Raw genomic sequence first — 21,528 nt, forward strand, 5'->3', positions numbered from 1 at the left:
GAAGACTCTACCTGGTGGACGATCTTCGCCGCGACGTGGCGTTCGCCACGCTCATTCCTCGCGGCGCCGGCGCCGGCCGCCGCCGGTCGGAGTGGCCTGTAGCCGCGCCAGCAGTTCGGCGACCGACTGGCCGCCGGTTTGCGGCCGGTCGGCATCCGACTCGTCGGCGCTGCGGTGCCGCGCCGCGGGCTGCGGCGGGGAGGACATGACCGGCGCAGCGTGGGACGGCTCGGGGCTGCTGTCCGCGGAGTGGCGGGCGCGTGCACGCCGACCCGAATCGCCATACTGCCAAGCTGATTCGGTCTCCGTGGGCTGAGTCGGCCCGGGCTCGGAAGAGCTGGAGTGCCGGCCTCGCCGCTCGGCGGGCGGGGGTGTGGCCAGGGTGGGCTCGCGGACACCGGTGTCCGCGGCCGCAGTGTTGCTGTCGGGGGTCGCCGCCCAATTGCTGACGGGCTGCCAGTTGGTGGCCGGTGGCGGCTGAGCGGGCTGCGGCGGGGGCGGCGGTTCGGGAGCAGGGGGCGGCGGCGGCTCGTAATAGCGGCGGGCGCGTGGCTGAGGCGGGGGCTCGTATCGCTCTTGGGCAGCCCAACCGCCGCTCTGCGGTTGCCGCTCCGGCGGCGTCCAGCGCCCGGCCGGCGGCTGCTGGTCTGACGCTGCCCGGGCACCGCGCTCGGGCTGTTGCCACTGTGGCGCGCGATACGGCTCGGCGGGCTCGAAGCGCTCGGCGGGGCGGTACGGCTCGGCGTTGTGGTAGCTCGGCGGCGGCAGCAGCGGCTCCTCCGGCACGTCGATGATCGTGCTGTCGTCACTGCCGGTGGCGGGCTCTTCCGCCCGGACCGATGCGACCCGATTCACACGCTCGCGGGGGCTCTCGTTTTCCCGGTCCCACTCGCTGTACCCGCGCACGCTCGTGCGCTCGGTCTCCAGCGCCGGGCGGTGGTTCAGGTCGGTGTCGAAGAGGATCTCGAGATTGGTGCGCAGCGCGGACAGCTCGGCACGCAGCGCCGCCACCTCGTCGGCGGCCTGGGCCCGCAGCTCGGATGCCAGCTCACGGCGCAGCTGGGATTCCACCGTCAGCTCGTACTCGCGGCGGGCCGAGATCTCCCGGTCCAGTTGCAGGTCGTACACCAGCTTGAGGTCGCGTACCCGCGCCTGGTCCACGTCGCTTTGCCGGCGGTAGATCACCGACACGAAGGCGGCGACGACGGCCGCCCACAGCGCCAGGATCACCGCGAGTTTGAGAAGCTCCACCCGGTTGGTGAAAACCAACGCGGAACTGGCCCCGATGGCGAGCACCAGCAACGCCGTCAACAGCAGCCAACCCGGCCTGCGGCCGCCGCGCCGGACCCGGGCGCCGCGGGACAGAACGGTCATGGCCCGACTGTACCGGGCCGAGGTCATTGCGCGTGTCGCCGCACTCCGGCGATTCTGAAGCGGGTTAACTCTCGGCGCCCTCGCCGCGCTCGCCCGGGTCTTGCGGCGACTTGCAGCAATGTTGGAGCCACAGCGCGGCAACCACCAGAGCCAGCGCGCTGACGGCCGCGACCGCCGTGCCAGCGGTGTCCTCCCCCGCCACCCGCAGCCACGACCGTCGCGGCAGCAGGTATGCCAGCACCCCGATCCACCACCCCAGCACCAGCGCACCGACCCAGGCCGAGGCCTTGGCGATCATCAGGCTGCGGGCCACCGCGAGCGGGTGCAGCCAGCCGGGCCCGTCGCCGATCTCGCCGTCGCTGATCTTGGTCCGCACGTAGCGCGCCCAGCCGGCCTCGGCCACGGCAACCGCGAGCAGCGACAGCCCGGTCCACACCGTGATCGGCGGAAACCACCGGTAGGTCAGCACCACCAGCAGGTATCCGACCACCGCAGCGCCGATTACCGCGGCCGTCAGGTCACGTTTGCGGGTGGGCCCCATCAGACGTCTCGCGGGTGAAGCGCCAAGGTGGTCATCCGGACGCCGACGCGGTCGGCTGGATCCAGCTCGTCGAGCAGCTTGGCGACGGGCCGCCGCCGGCCGGCCACCGTCAGCTCGGCGTCCGGATCGACGGCCAGCCAGGGCACCATCACGAAAGCCCGCAGATGAGCCAGCGGGTGCGGCAGCGTCAGACCGTCCGCGCGGGAGAACAACTCGGTGCCGTCGTCGTAACAGGCGACCAGGTCGACGTCGAGGGTGCGCGGTCCCCAGCGCTGGCCCCGCACCCGATCGGCGGCGTCCTCCATCTCCTGCGCACGGCGCAACCAGCCCTGCCCGTCGAGCGCGGGATCCTCGGCGATCAGCACAGCGTTGAGGAACGGTCCCTGCTCCACGCCGCCCCAGGCCGCCGTCTCGTAGACCGGGGACACCGCTTGCACCGCCTCGCCGAGCCGGTCGAGCACCGACTGCAGCCGGGCCAGCCGGTCACCGAGGTTCGAGCCGATCGAGAGCACGACGCGGGTCATCCCGCACCTCCCGCGGGAACCACCGATCCACGGCCACCGCGTCGCGACCGCCGCGCCACCACCGCGACGTCGGCGAAGGTCTGCGGGATGGGCGCGTCCGGTTTGTGCACGGTCACCTCGACGGCGTGAACTCGCTTGTCGGCCATCACATCCTCGGCGATCTCACCTGCGACGGTTTCGATCAGGTTGCGGGGCGGCCCGGCGACGATTTCGGCCGCCCGCTGCGCCAGTACCCCGTAGTCGTAGGTGTCGGAGAGGTCGTCGCTGGCGGCGGCGTCGACGAGGTCGATCCACACGGTGATGTCGACGACGAAGACCTGCCCCTCGGCGCGCTCGTGGTCGAAGACTCCATGCCGGCCGCGAACGGTCAAGCCGCGCAACTCGATTCGGTCAGCCATCGGACTCGCCCTCAATCCAAGCCGACACCACTTTCAGCGCGTCGACGGTGGCCCGCACGTCGTGCACCCGCACCCCCCACGCGCCGTGCAGCGCAGCGAGCACCGAGACCGCCGCGGTCGCGGTCTCACGCCCGTCGGGCGGCCTGGGCGCACCGTCGGGACCGGCCAGCAGAGTGCCGAGGAACCGTTTGCGCGACGCCCCGACCAGGACCGGCACACCGGTGTCGACCAACCGCGGCAGTGCATGCAGCAGCGCCCAATTGTGTTGTCCCGTCTTGGCGAATCCGAGCCCGGGATCGATGATCAGCTTTGCCGGGTCGACGCCGGCGCTGACGGCCGTGTCGACGCTGGCCAGCAGTTCGGCGCGGACGTCGGCCACGACGTCGTCGTATTGCGGAACCTGGTGCGACACCGATCGCCAGTGCATCAGCACCCACGGCACCCTGGCTTCGGCCAGCAGCGGAGCCATGCCGGGGTCGGCGCGGCCACCGGACACGTCGTTGACGATCTGCGCGCCGTTGTCCAGCGCGGCCCGGGCCACGCCTGCGTGCATGGTGTCGATGCTGACCGTAATACCTTCTGCTGCAAGGTCTTTGATGACGGGTACCACGCGGGCGGTCTCGACGTGCGGGTCGATCCTTGTCGCGCCCGGGCGGGTGGACTCCCCGCCGACGTCGATGATCGTCGCGCCCTCGGCGGCCAGCGCCACGCCGTGCTCGACCGCGCGGTCGGCGTTGAGGTATCGCCCGCCATCCGAGAACGAGTCGTCGGTGACGTTCACCACTCCCATGATCTGGATGCGCGTCGTGCTCACTTGCGCAGGATGAGTTCGAGCGCCTCGGCTCGAGATGCCTGGCTGGTCTTGAACAGACCCCGCACCGCCGACGTGGTGGTGACCGCGCCGGGTTTGCGCACGCCGCGCATCGCCATGCACAGGTGTTCGGCCTCGATCACGACGATGACCCCGCGCGGATCGAGCTTGCGCATCAGCGCATCGGCGATCTGGGCGGTCAGCCGCTCCTGCACCTGGGGGCGTTTGGCGTAGAGGTCGACCAGCCGGGCGATCTTCGACAACCCGGTCACCCGGCCGTCGTCGCCCGGGATGTAGCCCACGTGCGCCACACCGTGGAACGACACCAGGTGGTGCTCGCACGTCGAGTACAGCGGTATCTCCTTGACCATCACCAACTCGTCGTGCTGCTCGTCGAAGGTGGTGTTCAGCACGCTGTCGGGGTCGGTGTAGAGCCCGGCGAACATCTCGCGGTAGGTGCGGGCGACCCGGGCTGGCGTGTCCTCCAGGCCGTGGCGGTCGGGATCCTCGCCGATCGCGTACAACAACTCGCGGATCGCCGCCTCGGCACGGGCCTGGTCGAAGACCGGCATGCGCATGTTGGCGATACGGGAATTGGGCTGCGCCATCCAAGCCTCCGTTTTGTCAGCCGCGGGCCGGCGGGTTGGATCGGCTCGGATCCCCACTTTGTTGGTCGGGGGACGAGCCGGTCTCCGATGCTGGCTTACCAGGCGGCGGATACGGCGGATAGGGCGGGTATGGCTGGGCCGGGTAGTGCGCAGGGGGCTGCGGCCAGTGGGCCGGTGGCGCCGACTGCGGCGGCGGGTACCAGTAGCCGGGCGGCTGCTGCGGCGGCCAACCGGGCGCGCGCCATCCGGCCGGCGCTCCGTAATCGGGCTGAGTCGGCTGGTGCGCCGGAACGGGCTCTGTGTGAGAACCGTTGGCGCCGTTGGTGGCTCGGTCGGACTCGGCTTGGGCGGCCTCGGCCGTCGCCTTGGCGATCGCGGCTTTGAACGCGGGCTCGGGCACCGGCGGAGGCCACGGCTCGCCGCGCTCTTTGGCCAACTCGCCGGGGGTTTTGATCGGCGGCTTGTCCGACGGGATACGGCCGCCGAAATCGTCGAACATCGTTAGCCGCGGCCGTTTTTCGACGTCGGCGAAGATGGCCTCCAGCTCGGCGCGGTGCAGCGTTTCCTTCTCCAGCAGCTCGCCGGCGAGGGTGTCGAGCACGTCGCGGTATTCGGTGAGGATCTCCCAGGCCTCGGTGTGCGCGGCCTCGATGAGTTTGCGGATCTCCTCGTCGATGTCGCGCGCCACCTCGTGCGAGTAGTCGGGCTGGGTGCCGATGGTCCGGCCCAGGAAGGGGTCGCCGTGCTCGGTGCCGTATTTGACGGCGCCGAGCTTGGAGCTCATCCCGAATTCGGTGACCATGGCGCGGGCCACCTGGGTGGCCTTCTCGATGTCGGACACCGCGCCCGTCGTCGGCTCGCGGAACACCAGCTCCTCGGCGGCACGGCCGCCCATCGCGAACACCAGCTGCGCGATCATCTCCGAACGGGTCCGCAGGCCCTTGTCTTCCTCGGGAACCGCGACGGCGTGGCCGCCGGTGCGGCCGCGGGCCAGGATCGTCACCTTGTAGATCGGCTCGATGTCGGGCATCGCCCAGGCCGCCAGCGTGTGCCCGCCCTCGTGGTAGGCGGTGATCTTCTTTTCCTGCTCGCTGATGATCCGGCCCTTGCGGCGGGGCCCGCCGATCACCCGGTCGACCGCCTCCTCCAGCGCGGCGGCAGTGATCACGGTGCCGTTCTCGCGGGCGGTCAGCAGCGCGGCCTCGTTGATGACGTTGGCGAGGTCGGCGCCGGTCATGCCGACGGTCCGCTTGGCCAGCCCGTCGAGGTCGGCGTCGGGGCCGATCGGCTTGCCCTTGGAGTGCACCCTCAAGACGGCGCGACGGCCGGCCAGGTCCGGGTTGGACACCGGGATCTGCCGGTCGAACCGGCCGGGCCTCAAAAGCGCGGGATCGAGGATGTCGGGCCGGTTGGTGGCCGCGATCAGAATGACACCGGCGCGCTCCCCGAAGCCGTCCATCTCGACCAGCAACTGGTTCAGCGTCTGCTCGCGCTCGTCGTGGCCGCCGCCGAGGCCGGCGCCACGCTGACGGCCCACCGCGTCGATCTCGTCGACGAAGATGATGCAGGGACTGTTCTGTTTGGCCTGCTCGAACAGGTCTCTGACGCGGGAGGCGCCGACACCGACGAACATCTCGACGAAGTCCGAGCCGGAGATCGTGAAGAACGGCACCCCTGCCTCGCCTGCCACCGCGCGGGCCAACAGCGTCTTACCCGTTCCGGGCGGCCCGTAGAGCAGCACGCCCTTGGGAATCTTGGCGCCCAGCGCCTGGTACCGCGCGGGGTTCTGCAGGAAGTCCTTGATCTCGTAGAGCTCCTCGACCGCCTCGTCGACGCCGGCGACGTCGGCGAACGTGGTCTTGGGCATGTCCTTGGAGAGCTGCTTGGCCCGCGACTTGCCGAAGCCGAACCCCATCCGGGCGCCGCCCTGCATGCGGGAAAACATCACGAAGAGCCCAACCAGCAGCAGCAGCGGCAGCACGTAGATCAGCAGCGAGCCCAGGATGTTGCCCTGGTTCACCACGGTGCTGATCTGGCTGTTCTTACTGCTCAGCGCGTCGAACAGGGGGACGGCGTAGCCGCTGGGGTATTTGGTGATGACCTTGTCGGACCCGTCGGTCTCACTGTTTCCGCTCTTCAGGGTCAGCCGCAGCTGCTGTTCGCGGTCGTCGATCTGGGCGCTCTTGACGTTGTCGGCCTTGATCTGCGCCACCGCCACCGAAGTGTCGACGGGCTTGTATCCGCGGGTGTCGTCACTGAAATAGAAGAACGACCAGCCGAGCAGCAACACGACAGCGATCGCCGTGAGCGTACGGATCACGTTTTTCCGGTTCATCAATCATCGGCCGTGGCCGGCCAGGTCCTTCCCCGATACACGCAGCTGGAATATCCCAGGTTACCGCCCGTGGTGATCGCAAGCTCGGCCGCCGGCCGAGCGCAGCGGGTCGCCACGTCCTTCTAGAGGAACGAACCAAGGTTCCCGGCGGGTGGCTCGACGAACCCTTCCGGGACGCCCCGAGCGTGTGCTTTGGTGAACACGTGCCTGATACCGTTCCCTCGACCGAGCGCATCATCGACACCAATGGTGTTAGCTTGCACACCGTTGAAGCAGGCGAGCGGGGCGCGCCCGTCGTGCTGCTGGCCCACGGATTTCCCGAACTGGCCTATTCCTGGCGACACCAAATTCCGGTGCTCGCCGCTGCCGGGTATCACGTGCTGGCCCCCGATCAGCGCGGCTACGGCCGCTCCAGCCGGCCGGACGAGATTTCCGCATACAACATCGCCGAGCTGTCGGCGGATCTTGTCGGCCTGCTCGACGACGTCGGCGCCGAGCGGGCGGTGTTCGTCGGGCACGACTGGGGCGCCCCGGTCGCGTGGAGCACGGCGCAGCTGCATCCGGACCGGGTGCCCGCGGTGGTGGGTATGAGCGTTCCGGCGGTGCCGCGCGCCCAGGTGCCGCCGACGCAGGCGTTCCGCAAGCTCTTCGGCGACAACTTCTTCTACATGCTCTATTTCCAGGAGCCCGGCGTCGCCGACGCCGAGCTCGGTTCCGACCCGGCAAAGACGATGCGACGGATGATGGCCAATTTGCGGCCGCCGGGCGACCATGAGGCCGCCGCGCGGATGATCCGGCCCGGGCCGGAGGGTTTCGTCGAGCGGCTGCCCGAGCCCGACGGCCTGCCCAGCTGGATCAGCGCCGAGGAGCTCGACCACTACATCGCCGAGTTCACCCGCACCGGCTTCACCGGCGGTCTGAACTGGTATCGCAACCTGGACCGCAACTGGGAGATCCTGGCCGATCCGCCGGCGGCGACGATCTCGGTGCCGGCATTGTTCGTGGCGGGCGCCGACGACCCGGTGCTGACCTTCATGCGCCCTGAACGTGCCTCGGAGGTGGTGACCGGCCCATACCGGGAGGTGATCATCGAAGGGGCCGGGCACTGGCTGCAGCAGGAAAAGCCCGAGCAGGTCAACGAGGCGTTGCTGGACTTCCTCGCCGGTTTGGAGCTGTCATGAACCGCCCGCTGAACTTTGGGGTCTTCATCACACCGTTCCACCCGACCGGCCAATCGCCTACTGCCGCACTCGAATACGACATGGACCGGGTGGTCGCGCTGGATCGCCTCGGGTTCGACGAAGCCTGGTTCGGCGAGCATCACTCGGGTGGCTACGAGCTGATCGCCTGCCCGGAGGTGTTCATCGCTGCGGCGGCCGAGCGCACCAAGCACATTCGACTGGGCACCGGCGTGGTGTCGCTGCCCTACCACCATCCGCTGATGGTCGCCGACCGTTGGGTGCTGTTGGATCATCTGACCCGCGGCCGGGTGATGTTCGGCACCGGCCCGGGCGCGTTGCCGTCAGATGCCTACATGATGGGCATCGATCCGGTCGAGCAGCGCCGGATGATGCAGGAGTCCCTGGAGGCGATCCTCGCGCTGTTCCGCGCCGAACCCGGGGAACGAATCAACCGTCACTCCGAGTGGTTCACGTTGCGCGACGCCCAGTTGCACATTCGTCCTTACACCTGGCCGTACCCCGAAATCTCCACGGCGGCAATGATTTCGCCGTCGGGGCCGCGGCTCGCCGGTGCACTGGGCACGTCGCTGCTGTCGCTGTCGATGTCGGTGCCCGGCGGCTACGCCGCGCTGGAGAACACCTGGGAGGTCGTCCGCGACCAGGCTTCGAAGGTCGGCCGTGCGGAGCCGGACCGGGCCGGTTGGCGGGTGCTGGGCATCGTGCATCTTGCCGACAGCCGCGACCAGGCGATCGACGACTGCACCTACGGGCTGCAGGATTTCGCCAAGTACTTCGGCGCCGCCGGATTCGTGCCGCTGGCCAACCTGGTCGACGGCGCACAGTCACCGCGCGAGTTCGTCGAAGACTATGCGTCGAAAGGCAATTGCTGCATCGGCACGGCCGACGATTGCATCACCTACATCGAAGATCTCGTTGACCGCTCCGGCGGTTTCGGCACGTTCTTGCTGCTCGGGCATGACTGGGCCTCGCCTGCCGCGACGTATCACTCGTATGAGTTGTTCGCGCGCAAGGTGATTCCGCATTTCAAGGGGCAGCTCGATGCGCCGCGGGCATCGCATGAATGGGCGCGCGGCATGCGGGAGCAGTTGCTTGGCCGCGCCGGCGAGGCGGTGGTCAAGGCGATCAGCGAGCACACCGACGAGCTCAAGATGGAAAGCGAGAAAGAGTAATGCGCGCGGCGGTGCTGCACGACGGCCGGATGGTGTTTCGCGACGACGTTCCCGATCCGGTGCCCGGGCCGGGCCAGGTGTTGGTCGGTGTGCGCTCGTGCGGAATCTGCGGCTCGGACCTGCATTTCGCTGCGCACGGCGACGAGATGCTGGCGTTGACTGAGCAGATGGGCGCTGGTGTGGGCGCCGACCTGGGTCGCGACATCATCATGGGCCACGAATTCAGCGCGGAGGTACTCGAAGCCGGGCCTGACACCGATACACATCCGCCGGGGACTCTGGTCACCTCGATCCCGGCGATGCTGTCCGCCCAAGGCGTCGTGCCCATCGGCTTCACGGACCGAGCGGCCGGCGCGTACGCCGAACGGATGCTGCTTTCGGCGCCGCTGCTGCTGCCGGTACCCAACGGCCTGGATCACCGGCACGCCGCATTGACCGAGCCGATGGCTGTTGGGCTGCATGCGGTCAACAAGTCCGCGATCCAGCGCGACGAGACCGCGTTGGTGCTCGGCTGCGGCCCGATCGGCATCGCGATCATTGCCGCACTGCGGGTTCGCGGCGTCGAAACGATTGTGGCATCGGACTTTTCACCCAAGCGACGCGAGCTGGCGACGACGATGGGCGCGCATCAGACGATCGATCCCGCGCAAGGCTCGCCGTTCGAGACGGTCCAGCCGAAGGTGGTATTCGAGGCGGTCGGAGTGCCGGGAATCATCGACGACGCGATGCGCCGGACGCCGCCGGGCAGTCGGATTGTGGTTGCCGGGGTATGCATGGAACCCGACTCCGTGCATCCATTCTTCGGCATTGCCAAAGAGATCAGCGTGCAATTCGTGTTCGCCTACGACCCAGCCGAATTCGCAGAATCGCTGCGGGCGATCGCCGAGGGCGACATCGACGTTTCTCCGTTGATCACCGGCGAAGTCGGCCTGGACGGGGTGGGTCAGGCGTTCGACGACCTGGCCGATCCCGAGCGGCACTGCAAGATTCTCGTCTCGCCGTAGCGCTAGTTGGCCAGCGGGTTGCTGCGGATGGTCTTTTCGGCGGCCCGGTCGGTGGTCTCGTAGCCGGCGGCGGCCTTGTCCAGGCTGCCGGCGAACTCGCGGCTGTCGTCGGCGGCCGCTTTCATCTGGTCGGCCATGCTGGTTTGCGCCGAGCGGCAGGCGGTTCCCGTCGCCAGCGAGGGCATGCCGGCCGCGGCTTCGCCAAGGGGAACGTCGACGCCCAGACCGGCGATATCGGCGGACGCACCACGAAAACCACCCGCAGCGCTGCGCAGCCCACCCGGATCGACTCTCAGCTCTTCGCGGCCACTCATAGCACCCGAATTTACCTGGTACGTGCGGGCTCACCCGACGGAAGTTTTTCGCCGTTGACCACACCGTTGAGGCCGCCTTGACCTGTCGCCGGTCGTCGCAGCGGCTCAGGCGCTTCTCGAAAAACGGCGATAGCGCGATCCGGCCGGAATTGGCCTGCGTCCTGACCCTTGAACCGGGAGGGAGTTGCACCACAAACCGCAAGACCAGCCTGCACGAGCGTAGGGAACACCGTGATCCGAGCCAGTTCTCGTACGCGGATTGCCGTCTCAGCAGCAGGTGGCGCAGTGGTCGCCGCGTTTGCCGTTGCCGTGGTTCCCGCTGCACACGCCGACGAAGAATCCTGGGGCGCAATTGCCGTCTCGCCGGACGGGAAGTCGGTGGGAGTGGCGACGAACATGCCGAACGAGTACCAGGCCAACACGCATGCGACCTCCGACTGCCACCAAGACAACGCTGCCTGCAACGTGTTGATCACGTTCAAATACCCCGACTGCGGCGCAGTCGTGAAGAACGGGGACCAGTATTTCGGGGACAGCGGCGCCACGGAGCAAGAGGCAGAGCAGAACGCTCAGAACCAAAGCCCGGGCAGCACTGTCCTGCGCTCGGCATGCAACAACGCGCCGGGCTCGAGCAGCACGCCCACAACCGCGAGCAGCACGCCGACAACGACCACCACCACGACGCCAGCAGGCGGGTAACGGCAGCCCCGTCACTTGACGTTGCCCTTGGGGCAATCCCTAGGGTTGGGCGATGACCGAAACATCCAAGCCCGCAAGCGAACCGGAGTCTGCGCCGAGGGAGCCCAATAGGCTTCGCCGTGCCCTGACATGGGCCGGAATCGCTGCCGGGGCTGCGGTAGTCGCAGCGGCCATCTTCGTTTCCGGTGCGGCAGCGGGCTGGCTTCCCGGTTGGCATGATCACCTCGGGGCGCAGGCCTGCATGATGGACAAGGGCGATCCGCCGCAGGGGCCGATGGCGGGGGACAAGGGTTGCTGCCCCAAGAAAGCACCCGGCGACCGCGACTGCTGCGAACCCAAAAAGAGTTGACGCGGTTACGCTGAAAGCCTGCCGCAACGGCAAGCTGCCGCTGGGCGAGGAGAATTACCGTGGCCCACACCGTCGGCGCCGCTGCCAAGGCCGTCGGCGTCTCCGCGAAGGCTATCCGCATCTGGGAAGCCAACGGTCTGCTCCCTGCCGCCCGGCGAAGCGCGGCGGGCTATCGCCAATTCAGCGATGAGTACATCGAGATACTGCGCTTCATCGGCCGCGCCAAGACGCTCGGGCTCACACTGGCGGAGATCAAAAGCATCCTCGACCTGCACCGCCAGGGCACCGCGCCGTGCGACCAGGTCACCGCCCTGCTCGACGCCCATATCCGCGACATCGACCGCGCTATTGCCGAGCTGCGCGCATTGCGCAGCACCCTGTCCGCCGCGCTGCGGGGCGCGCGCGAAGACCAACATCGCGGTCGATCGGCCACCGTGTGCCGCATCATCGAGGGCTGTTGTCGGCCGCCTATGGCATAATCGAAAGTATGTTCGATCCGATACCCGACCCCGCCGGGATGCGCGCTTTGGACCCGGCCGCTTTGGTTTCGGTGGTCGAGTCGTCGCATCGGTTGGAGTCGATGCTGGTGGCCCGCCGGCTGGCGGCGGTGGCGGCGCTGTTGCGGTATCGGGTCGCGGCGGCGGCCGAGGCCGAAGACCGACGCGGGTATGCGGTGATCGACGGCTTCGAGCAGACCGCCGGCGAGGTGGCCGCGGCGATGAATTTGTCTGCGATGGCGGCAAGCTACCTGGTGACGCACGCCGAGGCGTTGGATGTTCGGCTGCCCAAGGTGGCGGCGCTGCTGGCCGAGGGTCGCACCGATTGGCGCACTGTCCGTTTGATCATCGGCCGCACCGATCTGGTCACCGACGAGGCGGTGATCGCCCAGTTGGACGAATCGCTGGCCGGGCGCATCGCCAAGTGGCAGGGCTGGTCGAAGCAGCGCATCGTCAACGCCGTCGACGCCGCGGTGCGCATCGCCGATCCCGACGCCGCACGTGAGCGCCGAACCAAGGCCCATGACGACCGCTACATCGGGATAACCGCCAAGGACGACGGGATGGCCGAGGTGTACGGGAATGTTGCCGCGACGGCAGCGACGGCGTTCGACCGGCGGCTGTCGCAGCTGGCTACGCGGGTGTGTCCGGCCGATCCGCGCACGTTGGAGCAGCGTCGCGCCGATGCGTTGGCGGCGCTCACCGAGGGCCGCGAATTGGGCTGCTCCTGTGGGCAGCCGGAGTGCCCCAACCGAATTGAGACTGATCCCGTCCAGGGCGGAGCACAGGTCGTCATCAACGTGGTGGCCAGCGAGCAGACTGTTAACGGTCACAGCGATCAGCCCGGTTATCTGGATGGCTACGGGGTCATCGACGCCGAGCAGGTGCGCGAGCTCGCCGAGGCGGCGTGGCTGCGCCAGGCCGATCCTGCGACCAGTGCGGCCGCGGCGTTGCGCTATCAGCCCTCGGCGGCGCTCGAGCGTGCTATCCGCTGCCGGGATTTGACGTGTCGCTTCCCGGGCTGTCATCGCCGGGCGACACATTGCGACATCGACCACACCATTGCGTTCAATCACGCCAATCCGGCCGCCGGCGGTCTGACGATTGCGAGTAATCTCAAATGCCTTTGCCGCCAACATCATCGGCTGAAAACCTTTGGCGGCTGGCATGATCGCCAACTCGCGGACGGCACCGTCATCTGGACATCGCCCACCGGGCGGGTTTACCGCACGAGCCCGGCCGGGGCGGATCTGTTCCCGTCGGCGCGCGCCCCGGCGTGTGCGGCGCCGACGCCGAGCAGACGCAGCCGGGCCAAACAACGAAGCGCACGAATTGCACAGGCGCGCAAGCACAACCGCGAGCAGCGCCCGCTCAACGAGGCTCGCCAACGGCTGCAGGAAGCGCGCAAGGACGAAATCGGTCGCCGGAAATTCCGCAATCACATGCGCGACATGCTGTTCGCTTTCAAAGGCACACCCAGCACCAGCCCGTTCTGCACCTGGGTGAATGACCCGCGCGAACCCGAAGAACTGTCACCGGACTGGCAGCCCAAAGAACCCGAGATGCAACCGCTGCCCGACGATCCGCCGTTCTAGCGATTGGCCAACGCAGCGAGGTCCTGCGGCCCTGCCGCCGGGTAGCCACCCGCCGACTGAATCTGGCGCGACCACCCGCCGATGATGCCGACCAGCTCGTCGAGGTCATCACCCAGCGCCGCGGTGATCGCCGCGCACCCGGCGTCGGTGGCCACTTCGATTCCCTCGCGGGCGGCCCGGCCGGTGTCGGTGAACGCGCCGTCGCGGACCAATCCGCGTGATTGCAAGCGCTCCTCGCCCGCCGCAAGCTCGTCGTCGGTCCAGGCTCTCGTCCGTATGTAGGTGCGCAGCGGCAAACCCCAGTAGAGCTCGGTGAGCAAGCCGATCTCCACGGCGTCGAAATCGGCAGTGGTCCAGACATTCACGTGCACATCGCCGCGGTATTCGCGCAACTCGTCGGCCAGACGCCAGGCGTCGGCCAGCGGTTCGCCCGGCAGGCCCTGGGCGACGAGACCTGCAAAGAGCGGCTTCCCCGCAACCGGCAGCGACTCGGCGACGCGCCCGAGCAGCTCGAGCGCGCGGTCGAGGCCGTCTGGTGCGGCGCCGAGAATGCGGTGCAGCTGCCGCACCGCGCCGTCGGTTCGTGCCGCCCAGATTGTCGCCGCGTCGGTCAGCCTCCAGCCCTTGGCAACCGCCGGCACCACGACCGCCGGGTTGAACACCGCGAAGGCCGCCGCGATCACCTCCCCCGACACCTGTCCCATCACCGAGCCGCGGCTGCAGAAGTAGGCCGGTCCGTCGGGCATCGCGACGTCTCGTATCTGTCCGGGGCTGGGCCCGAACCCGAGTGCCTCATATCGGCTGTGGCATTCCGGCGCGAAGTACACCTGTCCCGCGAAAGGCTCGATCGCGATGGCGAGGGCTCTCGCCGGCGAGACCGTCATGACCGGCAATCGTCGCATAGGGTGCCACTCATGCCGTTCCGTCTCGTACTCCTGCTGGGTGTCGTCGTCGCCGCGCTGTCCGCCTGCGACGGCAACCCCGGGCCGGTCAAAGACAATGCGCGGCAGGTGACCGTCGTCGGCGCCGGGCAGGTCCAAGGCGTCCCGGACACGCTTTCCGCCGACGTCGCCATCGAATTCGTCGCGCCCGACGTCACGTCGGCGATGGACCAGACCAACCAACGCCAGCAGGCCGTCGTCAACGCGCTCACCGACGCCGGTGTGGACAGCAAGGACATCAGCACTACTGACGTCACCCTGCAGCCGCAGTACACCACCGGCGGCAACAACACGATCACCGGCTACCGCGCCGCCAATTCGATCCGGGTCAAGATCCGCAAGACGGATGCGGCGTCCCACGTGCTGGCCGTCATCGTCGACACCGGCAATGATGCCACCCGGATCAACTCGGTCAGCTACTCCATCGAGGACGACTCGAAGCTGGTGAAGGACGCGCGCGCCCGAGCCTTCAACGATGCCAAGGACCGTGCCATGCAGTATGCGCAGCTATCCGGGCTCAGCCTGGGCAGGGTGATCTCGATTTCCGAGGCCTCCGGCACCACACCGCCCACGCCGACGCCGTTGCGCGGGGCGCCGATGACCACCGAGGTTCCGCTGCAGCCCGGGCAGCAGACGGTCAACTTCTCGGTGACCGTCGCCTGGGAGTTGCGGTAGCCGTCGACCGGACCGAGTTCACCGGTACTCCACGATCCCGAGCCCGGCGATGCGCCGAAAGTGCGCCACATTCGCGGTGACGAGCGGCATGCCCAACCGCAGACTCGTGCAACCGATCCAGAGGTCATTGGTGCCGATTAGTTCGCCTCGCCGGAGCAGCTCCTTTGCCACTCTCGCGTAAACCAGCGCAATTCGATCATCCACTGGAACGAGGGTGTGTCCCTCGCGCATGGCGGCGACGATCGGATTCTCCGGCTGATCGAAGCCTTCGGCGAATTCACCGAGCGCGATCGCGGACAGAAAGAGTTCGGCGTCCGGCGACCGCTTCAACAATCGGTGCGCGGCACCGTCACCGTTACCCGCAGAGCGTTCCCGATGGAGGTCAATGAGAAAAGTGGTGTCGACGCTCAGCCGTGGCGCCATCGGTCCGCCGGCGGTACGTCCGCGATCTGCGCTTCGTCCAGGCGTTCAAGAACATGGTCGTCGACCGTCGGTAACTCGGCGAGTGCATCGAGCAGCGCCGACGCGGTGGGAGCTTCATTTCGCCACTGTGCGCGTTTGATGACACGCGAAAACGATTCGTCGGGCGAACGCCGCGCAGCCCGCAAGCGCTCATATGCCTCGAGATCGATGGATATCGTTTTGGTGGGCACAGTGCATGTATACATGCATGGTTCCATGTACGCAATGGTGCTTCTAGTCCTGGTAGACCCGCGGGTCCAGGGTGCCGATATAGGGCAGGTCGCGGTAGCGCTCGTCGTAGTCGAGGCCGTAACCGACCACGAATTCGTTGGGGATGTCGAAACCCACGTAGGCGATGTCGACGTTGGCGCGCACCGCATCCGGCTTGCGCAGCAGCGTGCACACCCGCAGCGACCGCGGGCGGCGCGTGGCCAGGTTGCGCAGCAGCCACGACAACGTCAGCCCGGAGTCGACGACGTCCTCGACGATCAGCACGTCGCGGTCGTTGATGTCGCGGTCCAGGTCTTTGAGGATGCGCACCACCCCCGACGACGACGTCGACGACCCGTAGGACGCGACGGCCATGAACTCGAACTGGGTGGGCAGCGGAATCGCGCGGGCCAGGTCGGTGCAGAAGAGCACCGCGCCCTTGAGCACGGTGATCAGCAGCAGATCCTGCGCCTCACTGGTGGCCAGGTCGCGATAGTCCTCACCGATCTGCGCACCGAGTTCCGCGGTGCGGGTCTGGATCTGCTCTTGGGTGAGCAGCACCGATTTGATGTCCCCCGGGTACAGCTCGCCCGAATCAGCTGTCACGACCACAGCGTGCCATGCCGAGGGGGAGAGCTCTAGATCGGCTCGGCTTGCAGCGTCAAAACACCGCCCTGCCGACCGGCCACCAACCGTTGCCCGCGCAGCTTCGACCCCACCGCCACCCCGCCCTGCCCGCGCCAGCCGGTGATCAGCGTGTTGACCCCGCGGATCTGCTTGTCGGTCAGCCCGGTCGCCCCGCCGGCCAGCAGCCAACTGCGGATGACGCCGCGGCGCACCGGGTCCGGCAGCGCCCGTAATGCGCGGGCGTCGAGCCCGTCGTCGGTGGCCGACGTGGTCAGCGCCTGCGCGATCAACGTATCGATCAGCCCGGTGTCCTCGCGTAGCGCCGTCGCGGTGCGGGCCAGCGCCTCGGCGACGCCGCCGCCGAGCACGTCCTCCAGCAGCGGCAGCACCTCGTGGCGCAGCCGGTTGCGGGTGAACCGGCGGTCGGCGTTGTGCGGGTCCTGCCAGGCGACCAGCCCCAGCTCGTCGCACGCGGCGTGCGTCACGGCACGTCGCACGCCCAGCAACGGCCGGCACCACGGCGGGTCGTACGGGCGCATCCCGGCGATCGAACGTGCGCCCGAACCGCGGCCCAGCCCGAGCAGCACCGTCTCGGCCTGGTCGTCGAGCGTGTGGCCCAGCAGCACCGGACGATCCGCACGGGCCGCCTGCAACGCAACGTAGCGCGCCGTTCGCGCCGCCGCCTCCGGACCGCCGTCGCCGCTCACCTCCACCGAAAGTACTTGGGCGGCAACGCATCCCAAGCCCAGAGCTTGGGTGCGGGCAGTCACGGCGACTTCGGCGGAGCCGCTTTGCAAACCGTGGTCGACGATCAGCGCGGTGGTCGGCAGCATGGCCGCGGCAACAGCGGTGAGCGCCAACGAATCTGCGCCGCCGGACAGCGCGACGCACCACTGCTCGGCGGTCGGGAGGTACTCCTTGGCGAACGCTGCGACAGCCGCGTAGAGCTGTCCTACAGAACCCTGTCGATCCATCGTTGCGGGTCTTCGATCTCTGCCGGCAGCGGCAGCGTCTCGGGAGACGACCAGACGGCGTTGAACCGCTCCATCCCGACCCGCTGCACCACGTGGTCGACGAACGCCTTGCCGCGGGTGTACTGGCTGAGCTTGGCGTCGATGCCCAGTAACGCGCGCACTAGTCGTTGCAGCGGAGGCTGTTTGCGCTGACGGCGGTCGTCGAACCGGCGACGGATGGTGGCCACCGTGGGCACCACGACCGGCCCGACGGCGTCCATCACGTGGTCGGCGTGGCCCTCCAGCAAGGTGCCGAGCACCAGCAGTCGATCCAGCGCCTGGCGCTGCGGCTCCGACTGCACCGCCCGCACCAGGCCCAGCACGCCCGTCGAGTGGCCGTCGGACGGCGCGCCGCGGCCGCGGACGAAGTCCGCCAGCCGGCTGATCACCTGGGCGATGTCGTCGCCGCTTTCCTGCGTCAGCACACCAAGCGCCTCCGACATATAGCCGGACAGCCACGGGTTGGCGGTGAACTGCACCCGGTGGGTGACCTCGTGCAGGCATACCCACAACCTGAAATCCGAAGGCTCCACCCGTAATTGGCGCTCGACCGCGAGCACGTTGGGATACACCAGCAGCAGGCAGCCCCCGTCGCCGGCGGCGAACGGGTCGTACTGGCCGAGGATGCCCGACGCGACGAACGCCAGCACCGCGCCGGTCTGCGCGCCGGTGACCCGGCCGGTGATGAAGCCGCGCGGCTTGTCGGTGCCGCCGGTCATCACCCGCATCGACTCGGCGGCCGCCCGGATCCACGCGGGCCGGTCGACGATGCGCGCGTCGGGCACCACGTCGCTGGTGTCCAGACCGGTCACGTCGCGCACCGGCGGCTCGGCGGCCTTGGCGGCGCCGGCCAAGTCGTCGATCACCTTGCGGCGGGTGTAGTCCGTCGACGGCGGGCCGGGGCGCGCCAGCCACTCGCCGACCGTGGCCGCGAATTGCCAGTCGACGGCGCGGCCAACGGTCAGCTCGGGTGGTGCGGTTACTTCAGGCATCCACACGACCATAGGGCGGCGGCGACGTTGTCGATCGCGATACGGCCGGTTGGGCCCGCATCGTTGGAGATCAGCGCGAAAGTCAGCACCCGCCCGTCGACGTCGGTGACCACACCGGCCAGCGAGTTGGTAGCCGTCAGCGACCCGGTTTTGGCCCGCAACCAGCCGATCGGCCCGTTGTTGGTGGCAGGGTTCAGGAACCGGTCGCCCAGCGTCCCGCTGCCACCGGCGATCGGCAGCAGGTCCAGTAGCGGCCGCAGCGCCGGCTGGTCCGGCCCGGCCGCGGCCTGCACGACCTCGTCCAGCGCCTTGGCGGTCAACCGGTCGTCGACCGACAACCCGCTCGAATCCTGAAGTGCCGCACCGCTGATGTCGATATGCGCGGTGCGCAGCCGGCTGGTCACCGCGTCGACGGCGCCGGCGAAGCTCAGCGGCCGCTGCATGGCGGCGGCGACCTCGCGGCCGATGCACTCGGCCATCACGTTGTCGGAGGCGTTCATCATCTCGTGCAGCCGCTGGATCAGCGGCGCCGACTGCACCGCGGCCAGCTGTCGCGCAGCCGACGGCGCGGGACGGGCGGCCATCGACACCTTCGCCGGATCGATGCCGAGCGCGCTGGCCAGCGCCCGGCCCGCGTCCAGCGCCGGGGTGTGCGAGCGGGTGGAGTCGACCGTGGCCGGCTGGACGCGCCCGGCGTCCAGCATCACCGCCTCGATCGGGGCCACGTCACCGCCCTCGATGTCGCCCGGATCCCAGCCCGGTGCCACTTCGGGTCCGGTGAATGCCGAGACGTCGACCTGCACGGCAGTCGGTGTCACGTCGCTGCGGCGAACCTGGTCGGCCAGATCGCTGATGCGCGCCGCATTGTGATACCAGGTCTGCCCGCCGGACGGGACCGCCGACAGTGTGGGATCGCCGCCGCCCACCAGGATCACCACGCCGGGCTGGTCGGCCGCGACGACCTTGGTGGTCACCCGGGCCTCGCGGTCCAGCGCCAGCAGGGCTGCGGCGGCGGTGAGGGTCTTGTTGGTCGAGGCCGGCTGCAGCGGCACGTTTTCCTGCTGCTGCCACAGCTCTTTGGCGGTCATCGCGTCGGTGACCCGGCCGCCCAGCTGACCCAGGTTCGGGTCCGCGACGACAGCCGCCAGCGCTGCCGCGAGCCCCTGCGGCGTCGGCATCGGCGCGGTGTCGGCCACCGGCACGACGCCGGGCTTCGGAGTCACCGCGGCCGGCGGCGGCATGATGCGGGCATTGCCGGCGCCGCGACCGTTCGCGGTGAAAAACGCGGCCGCCGCCACCAGAATGGCAACCACCGCCAGCACGGCCGCCCCCACGAGCAGGTGGGTTGACCGCCGCCACTGAGAGGGACGCATGACACTCCTGACTGTCTGGTCCCATTCTGCCGAACCACGTCGCTCTACTAGGGTTGACCTCCTACGCCAGCCGACGAGCAGTGACCCTGCAAAGGAGCCGAGACGGTGCAGTTCGACGTGACCATCGAAATTCCGAAGGGCCAGCGCAACAAATACGAGGTCGACCACGAAACGGGTCGGGTTCGTCTGGACCGCTACCTGTACACGTCGATGGCGTACCCCACCGACTACGGCTTCATCGACGACACCCTGGGCGAGGACGGCGACCCACTCGACGCCATGGTGCTGCTGCCCGAGCCGTTGTTCCCCGGTGTGCAGGTCGAGGCGCGACCGGTCGGCATGTTCCAGATGACCGACGAGGCCGGCGGCGACGACAAGGTGCTGTGCGTCCCGGCCGGCGACCACAGGTGGGATCACATCAAGGACATCGAGGACGTTCCGGCCTTCGAGCTGGACGTCATCAAGCACTTCTTCTCGCAGTACAAGGCCCTGGAGCCGGGCAAGTTCGTGAAGACGGCCAACTGGGTCGGCCGTGCCGAGGCCGAGGCCGAGGTGCAGCGCTCAATCGAGCGCTTCAAAGCGTCCGGGCACTGACGAGCGGCGGTGGCATGCTGGCACTGTGAGCCCGGTGCTGCATTTCGCCGCGAACTTCTGGTGGCTGGTGTTCCCGCTGGGCGGCGCGATCGGCGGCGGGCTGCGGGCGATCGCGGCGGCCAACGAGCGGCGGGCCGAACGACGCCTCGAGCGCTACCGGTTGAAACAGCAGGCGAAGATCGCCAAGGCCCAAGCGGCCGGCCGGAATCGGAACAACCAGGAAAGCTACCGGCGGGAACTCGCCAAGCTGCTCGCCGAACACGACCGCACCGACGCGCGGTGGTTCGACTACGAAATCGACCTCGCCAAACTGCTCGACTTTCCGATGATGACCGATATGCGCAATCCCCTGACGATCGCGTTCCACAAGGCCAAGCGGCGCGCTGACCTTTTGCGTCCAGAGCGGCCCGAGGACATGGTCGCCGACCGCGACGCGCAACTGGACTACCGCGACGCCGTGCACGAGTACGTCACCGCGTTCGAGATCGCCGAGGCCGAGGCGATTCGCCGGCGCCGCAGCGACTTCTCCGCCGACGACCAGGAGCGGCTGGCGCGAGCACACAACCTCCTGCGGCTGGCGCAGGACGACGCCGCGAGCCCGCAGGAACGGCAGAGCGCCTACGCCCGGGCAAGCAAGGAGCTCGACGGGCTGATCGTGCTGCCGGCGCCGGGCCGGGCCAGCCTGGAACGGCGCATCGCCGGGCAGATCGAGGCCTAGATGAGTAATTCCTAACCGCGGCGGCGGGTGAGTTGCGGCGGGCTGTTGATGCGTACCGCTGTTGGTTGTCTGTGCGGCGTGGCGGCTTGTGACTGATGTGGTTGGAGGGCATCGATGGACGTTTGTGACGACGAACCTCGATGCCCTCCTGACCGAACTGTATGTGACGATCGATGATCATGTCATCGGACCGGACCGACGGCGAGTCGGTCGACCGAAGAGACTCACCGATGCCGAGCTGGTGTGCCTGGCCGTGGCGCAGGTACTGCTCGGTGCTCGCAGCGAACACCATTGGCTGCGTATGTGTTTGGGCCGGCTGCGCCATCTGTTTCCGTATTTGCCCAAGCAGCCGGGCTACCACAAACGGATCAAGGCCGCCGCTCCGTTGATCTGCAAAGCCATGCTGTATCTGGCCGCCCAGTGCCCCTCGTGGGCCGACGACCTGCGACTGGTCGACGGCACGCCGATCCCGTGCGGGGCCTCCCGGGAGACGGTGCGCCGGG

The 21,528-nt window shown here is 68.5% G+C and carries 25 protein-coding genes and 1 pseudogene; 11 read left to right on the top strand and 15 right to left on the bottom strand.

Annotated features, from left to right (window positions below):
• Positions 1–51: 51 nt before the first annotated feature.
• The 7 genes from AWC14_RS05125 to ftsH form a co-directional block, all read right to left on the bottom strand.
• A complete protein-coding gene (locus tag AWC14_RS05125) occupies positions 52–1,374 on the bottom strand; it encodes a DUF6779 domain-containing protein (protein WP_045382899.1) in 1,323 nt (440 codons plus the stop codon).
• A 64-nt stretch (positions 1,375–1,438) separates the two neighbouring features.
• Entirely contained in the window at positions 1,439–1,915 is a 477-nt protein-coding gene (locus AWC14_RS05130; protein ID WP_045382819.1) for a DUF3180 domain-containing protein, read from the bottom strand.
• Complete coding sequence (folK, locus tag AWC14_RS05135) at positions 1,915–2,439, bottom strand: 2-amino-4-hydroxy-6-hydroxymethyldihydropteridine diphosphokinase (protein WP_045382816.1); 525 nt, start codon at positions 2,437–2,439, stop codon at positions 1,915–1,917. The genes AWC14_RS05130 and folK overlap by 1 nt, the downstream gene beginning before the upstream one ends.
• Positions 2,436–2,837 carry a dihydroneopterin aldolase gene (gene folB / locus AWC14_RS05140; RefSeq protein ID WP_045382813.1) on the bottom strand — a complete coding sequence of 134 codons (402 nt, stop codon included), beginning with the start codon at positions 2,835–2,837 and terminating at the stop codon, positions 2,436–2,438. The genes folK and folB overlap by 4 nt, the downstream gene beginning before the upstream one ends.
• Complete coding sequence (gene folP / locus AWC14_RS05145; protein WP_162267239.1) at positions 2,830–3,651, bottom strand: dihydropteroate synthase; 822 nt, start codon at positions 3,649–3,651, stop codon at positions 2,830–2,832. The genes folB and folP overlap by 8 nt, the downstream gene beginning before the upstream one ends.
• Positions 3,648–4,256: a GTP cyclohydrolase I FolE gene (folE, locus tag AWC14_RS05150; RefSeq protein WP_045382895.1), complete on the bottom strand. Its 609-nt coding sequence runs from the start codon at positions 4,254–4,256 to the stop codon at positions 3,648–3,650. The genes folP and folE overlap by 4 nt, the downstream gene beginning before the upstream one ends.
• A 16-nt stretch (positions 4,257–4,272) precedes the next feature.
• Positions 4,273–6,591 (bottom strand): ATP-dependent zinc metalloprotease FtsH, encoded by a 2,319-nt coding sequence (gene ftsH, locus AWC14_RS05155; RefSeq protein ID WP_045382810.1) that lies wholly within the window; start codon positions 6,589–6,591, stop codon positions 4,273–4,275.
• Between the two features lie 203 nt (positions 6,592–6,794).
• On the opposite strand from ftsH, the gene AWC14_RS05160 reads away from it, so the two are divergent.
• From AWC14_RS05160 to AWC14_RS05170, 3 genes are read left to right on the top strand one after another with little or no spacing between them, the layout of a single operon-like run.
• Positions 6,795–7,772 (top strand): alpha/beta fold hydrolase, encoded by a 978-nt coding sequence (locus AWC14_RS05160; protein WP_142281560.1) that lies wholly within the window; start codon positions 6,795–6,797, stop codon positions 7,770–7,772.
• Complete coding sequence (locus AWC14_RS05165) at positions 7,769–8,962, top strand: LLM class flavin-dependent oxidoreductase (protein ID WP_045382804.1); 1,194 nt, start codon at positions 7,769–7,771, stop codon at positions 8,960–8,962. The genes AWC14_RS05160 and AWC14_RS05165 overlap by 4 nt, the downstream gene beginning before the upstream one ends.
• A complete protein-coding gene (locus tag AWC14_RS05170) occupies positions 8,962–9,966 on the top strand; it encodes a zinc-binding dehydrogenase (protein ID WP_045382802.1) in 1,005 nt (334 codons plus the stop codon). The genes AWC14_RS05165 and AWC14_RS05170 overlap by 1 nt, the downstream gene beginning before the upstream one ends.
• Before the next feature lie 2 nt (positions 9,967–9,968).
• Here the strand turns inward: AWC14_RS05170 and AWC14_RS05175 are convergent, their stop codons facing one another.
• Complete coding sequence (locus AWC14_RS05175; RefSeq protein WP_045382800.1) at positions 9,969–10,280, bottom strand: type VII secretion target; 312 nt, start codon at positions 10,278–10,280, stop codon at positions 9,969–9,971.
• A 285-nt stretch (positions 10,281–10,565) separates the two neighbouring features.
• Between AWC14_RS05175 and AWC14_RS05180 the strand changes: the two genes are divergently transcribed.
• From AWC14_RS05180 to AWC14_RS05190, 4 genes are read left to right on the top strand one after another with little or no spacing between them, the layout of a single operon-like run.
• A complete protein-coding gene (locus AWC14_RS05180; RefSeq protein ID WP_045382798.1) occupies positions 10,566–10,979 on the top strand; it encodes a DUF4189 domain-containing protein in 414 nt (137 codons plus the stop codon).
• Positions 10,980–11,031: 52 nt separating this feature from the next.
• Positions 11,032–11,328, top strand: a complete 297-nt coding sequence (locus tag AWC14_RS27995; protein WP_142281561.1) for a hypothetical protein — start codon at positions 11,032–11,034, stop codon at positions 11,326–11,328.
• Positions 11,329–11,387: 59 nt separating this feature from the next.
• Complete coding sequence (locus AWC14_RS05185; protein ID WP_045385440.1) at positions 11,388–11,807, top strand: MerR family DNA-binding protein; 420 nt, start codon at positions 11,388–11,390, stop codon at positions 11,805–11,807.
• Between the two features lie 8 nt (positions 11,808–11,815).
• Positions 11,816–13,420 carry an HNH endonuclease signature motif containing protein gene (locus AWC14_RS05190; protein ID WP_045385437.1) on the top strand — a complete coding sequence of 535 codons (1,605 nt, stop codon included), beginning with the start codon at positions 11,816–11,818 and terminating at the stop codon, positions 13,418–13,420.
• Here AWC14_RS05190 and AWC14_RS05195 read toward each other — a convergent pair.
• The gene (locus AWC14_RS05195; RefSeq protein ID WP_045385434.1) at positions 13,417–14,304 is read right to left on the bottom strand and encodes an SCO6745 family protein; all 888 of its coding nucleotides are present in this window, start codon (positions 14,302–14,304) and stop codon (positions 13,417–13,419) included. The two genes, AWC14_RS05190 and AWC14_RS05195, sit on opposite strands and share 4 nt — an antisense overlap.
• Positions 14,305–14,334: 30 nt before the next feature.
• On the opposite strand from AWC14_RS05195, the gene AWC14_RS05200 reads away from it, so the two are divergent.
• On the top strand, positions 14,335–15,036 hold the full coding sequence (locus AWC14_RS05200; RefSeq protein WP_045385431.1) for an SIMPL domain-containing protein: 702 nt from the start codon (positions 14,335–14,337) through the stop codon (positions 15,034–15,036).
• Positions 15,037–15,054: 18 nt separating this feature from the next.
• On the opposite strand, the gene AWC14_RS05205 is transcribed toward AWC14_RS05200, so the two are convergent.
• Genes AWC14_RS05205 through dacB form a run of 6 tightly spaced genes read right to left on the bottom strand, consistent with a single transcriptional unit; the run spans position 15,055 to position 19,713 of the window.
• Positions 15,055–15,459: a type II toxin-antitoxin system VapC family toxin gene (locus AWC14_RS05205; protein ID WP_045385429.1), complete on the bottom strand. Its 405-nt coding sequence runs from the start codon at positions 15,457–15,459 to the stop codon at positions 15,055–15,057.
• Positions 15,444–15,689 carry an antitoxin VapB family protein gene (locus tag AWC14_RS05210; RefSeq protein WP_045385426.1) on the bottom strand — a complete coding sequence of 82 codons (246 nt, stop codon included), beginning with the start codon at positions 15,687–15,689 and terminating at the stop codon, positions 15,444–15,446. Before AWC14_RS05210 ends, AWC14_RS05205 begins: the two co-directional genes overlap by 16 nt.
• 43 nt (positions 15,690–15,732) lie before the next feature.
• Positions 15,733–16,320: a hypoxanthine phosphoribosyltransferase gene (gene hpt / locus AWC14_RS05215; RefSeq protein WP_045385423.1), complete on the bottom strand. Its 588-nt coding sequence runs from the start codon at positions 16,318–16,320 to the stop codon at positions 15,733–15,735.
• 26 nt (positions 16,321–16,346) lie between these two features.
• Positions 16,347–17,309 (bottom strand): tRNA lysidine(34) synthetase TilS, encoded by a 963-nt coding sequence (gene tilS / locus AWC14_RS05220; protein WP_045385421.1) that lies wholly within the window; start codon positions 17,307–17,309, stop codon positions 16,347–16,349.
• Complete coding sequence (locus AWC14_RS05225; protein ID WP_235216068.1) at positions 17,288–18,340, bottom strand: zinc-dependent metalloprotease; 1,053 nt, start codon at positions 18,338–18,340, stop codon at positions 17,288–17,290. The genes tilS and AWC14_RS05225 overlap by 22 nt, the downstream gene beginning before the upstream one ends.
• Complete coding sequence (gene dacB, locus AWC14_RS05230; RefSeq protein WP_081968380.1) at positions 18,328–19,713, bottom strand: D-alanyl-D-alanine carboxypeptidase/D-alanyl-D-alanine endopeptidase; 1,386 nt, start codon at positions 19,711–19,713, stop codon at positions 18,328–18,330. The genes AWC14_RS05225 and dacB overlap by 13 nt, the downstream gene beginning before the upstream one ends.
• Positions 19,714–19,818: 105 nt before the next feature.
• Between dacB and AWC14_RS05235 the strand changes: the two genes are divergently transcribed.
• The 3 genes and pseudogenes from AWC14_RS05235 to AWC14_RS05245 form a co-directional block, all read left to right on the top strand.
• Complete coding sequence (locus AWC14_RS05235; RefSeq protein ID WP_045385415.1) at positions 19,819–20,307, top strand: inorganic diphosphatase; 489 nt, start codon at positions 19,819–19,821, stop codon at positions 20,305–20,307.
• A 25-nt stretch (positions 20,308–20,332) separates the two neighbouring features.
• Positions 20,333–21,025, top strand: coding sequence for a hypothetical protein (locus AWC14_RS05240; protein ID WP_045385413.1), 693 nt, complete (start codon positions 20,333–20,335; stop codon positions 21,023–21,025).
• Positions 21,026–21,149: 124 nt separating this feature from the next.
• A pseudogene (locus AWC14_RS05245) lies at positions 21,150–21,528 on the top strand (IS982 family transposase); the annotation flags it as partial.

It is taken from the genome of Mycobacterium kyorinense (assembly GCF_002101735.1).
In the GTDB taxonomy this organism is placed as follows: Bacteria; Actinomycetota; Actinomycetes; order Mycobacteriales; family Mycobacteriaceae; genus Mycobacterium; species Mycobacterium kyorinense.

Coding starts and splice junctions, on each gene's coding strand:
- folE (WP_045382895.1), bottom strand. CDS start 4,256: ATGGCGCAGCCCAATTCCCGTATCGCCAACATGCGCATGCCGGTCTTC.
- AWC14_RS05175 (WP_045382800.1), bottom strand. CDS start 10,280: ATGAGTGGCCGCGAAGAGCTGAGAGTCGATCCGGGTGGGCTGCGCAGC.
- folB (WP_045382813.1), bottom strand. CDS start 2,837: ATGGCTGACCGAATCGAGTTGCGCGGCTTGACCGTTCGCGGCCGGCAT.
- AWC14_RS05165 (WP_045382804.1), top strand. CDS start 7,769: ATGAACCGCCCGCTGAACTTTGGGGTCTTCATCACACCGTTCCACCCG.
- AWC14_RS05190 (WP_045385437.1), top strand. CDS start 11,816: ATGTTCGATCCGATACCCGACCCCGCCGGGATGCGCGCTTTGGACCCG.
- AWC14_RS05205 (WP_045385429.1), bottom strand. CDS start 15,459: ATGGCGCCACGGCTGAGCGTCGACACCACTTTTCTCATTGACCTCCAT.
- dacB (WP_081968380.1), bottom strand. CDS start 19,713: ATGCGTCCCTCTCAGTGGCGGCGGTCAACCCACCTGCTCGTGGGGGCG.
- ftsH (WP_045382810.1), bottom strand. CDS start 6,591: ATGAACCGGAAAAACGTGATCCGTACGCTCACGGCGATCGCTGTCGTG.
- AWC14_RS05200 (WP_045385431.1), top strand. CDS start 14,335: ATGCCGTTCCGTCTCGTACTCCTGCTGGGTGTCGTCGTCGCCGCGCTG.
- AWC14_RS05195 (WP_045385434.1), bottom strand. CDS start 14,304: ATGACGGTCTCGCCGGCGAGAGCCCTCGCCATCGCGATCGAGCCTTTC.
- AWC14_RS05125 (WP_045382899.1), bottom strand. CDS start 1,374: ATGACCGTTCTGTCCCGCGGCGCCCGGGTCCGGCGCGGCGGCCGCAGG.
- AWC14_RS27995 (WP_142281561.1), top strand. CDS start 11,032: ATGACCGAAACATCCAAGCCCGCAAGCGAACCGGAGTCTGCGCCGAGG.
- tilS (WP_045385421.1), bottom strand. CDS start 17,309: ATGGATCGACAGGGTTCTGTAGGACAGCTCTACGCGGCTGTCGCAGCG.
- folK (WP_045382816.1), bottom strand. CDS start 2,439: ATGACCCGCGTCGTGCTCTCGATCGGCTCGAACCTCGGTGACCGGCTG.
- AWC14_RS05225 (WP_235216068.1), bottom strand. CDS start 18,340: ATGCCTGAAGTAACCGCACCACCCGAGCTGACCGTTGGCCGCGCCGTC.
- AWC14_RS05130 (WP_045382819.1), bottom strand. CDS start 1,915: ATGGGGCCCACCCGCAAACGTGACCTGACGGCCGCGGTAATCGGCGCT.
- AWC14_RS05170 (WP_045382802.1), top strand. CDS start 8,962: ATGCGCGCGGCGGTGCTGCACGACGGCCGGATGGTGTTTCGCGACGAC.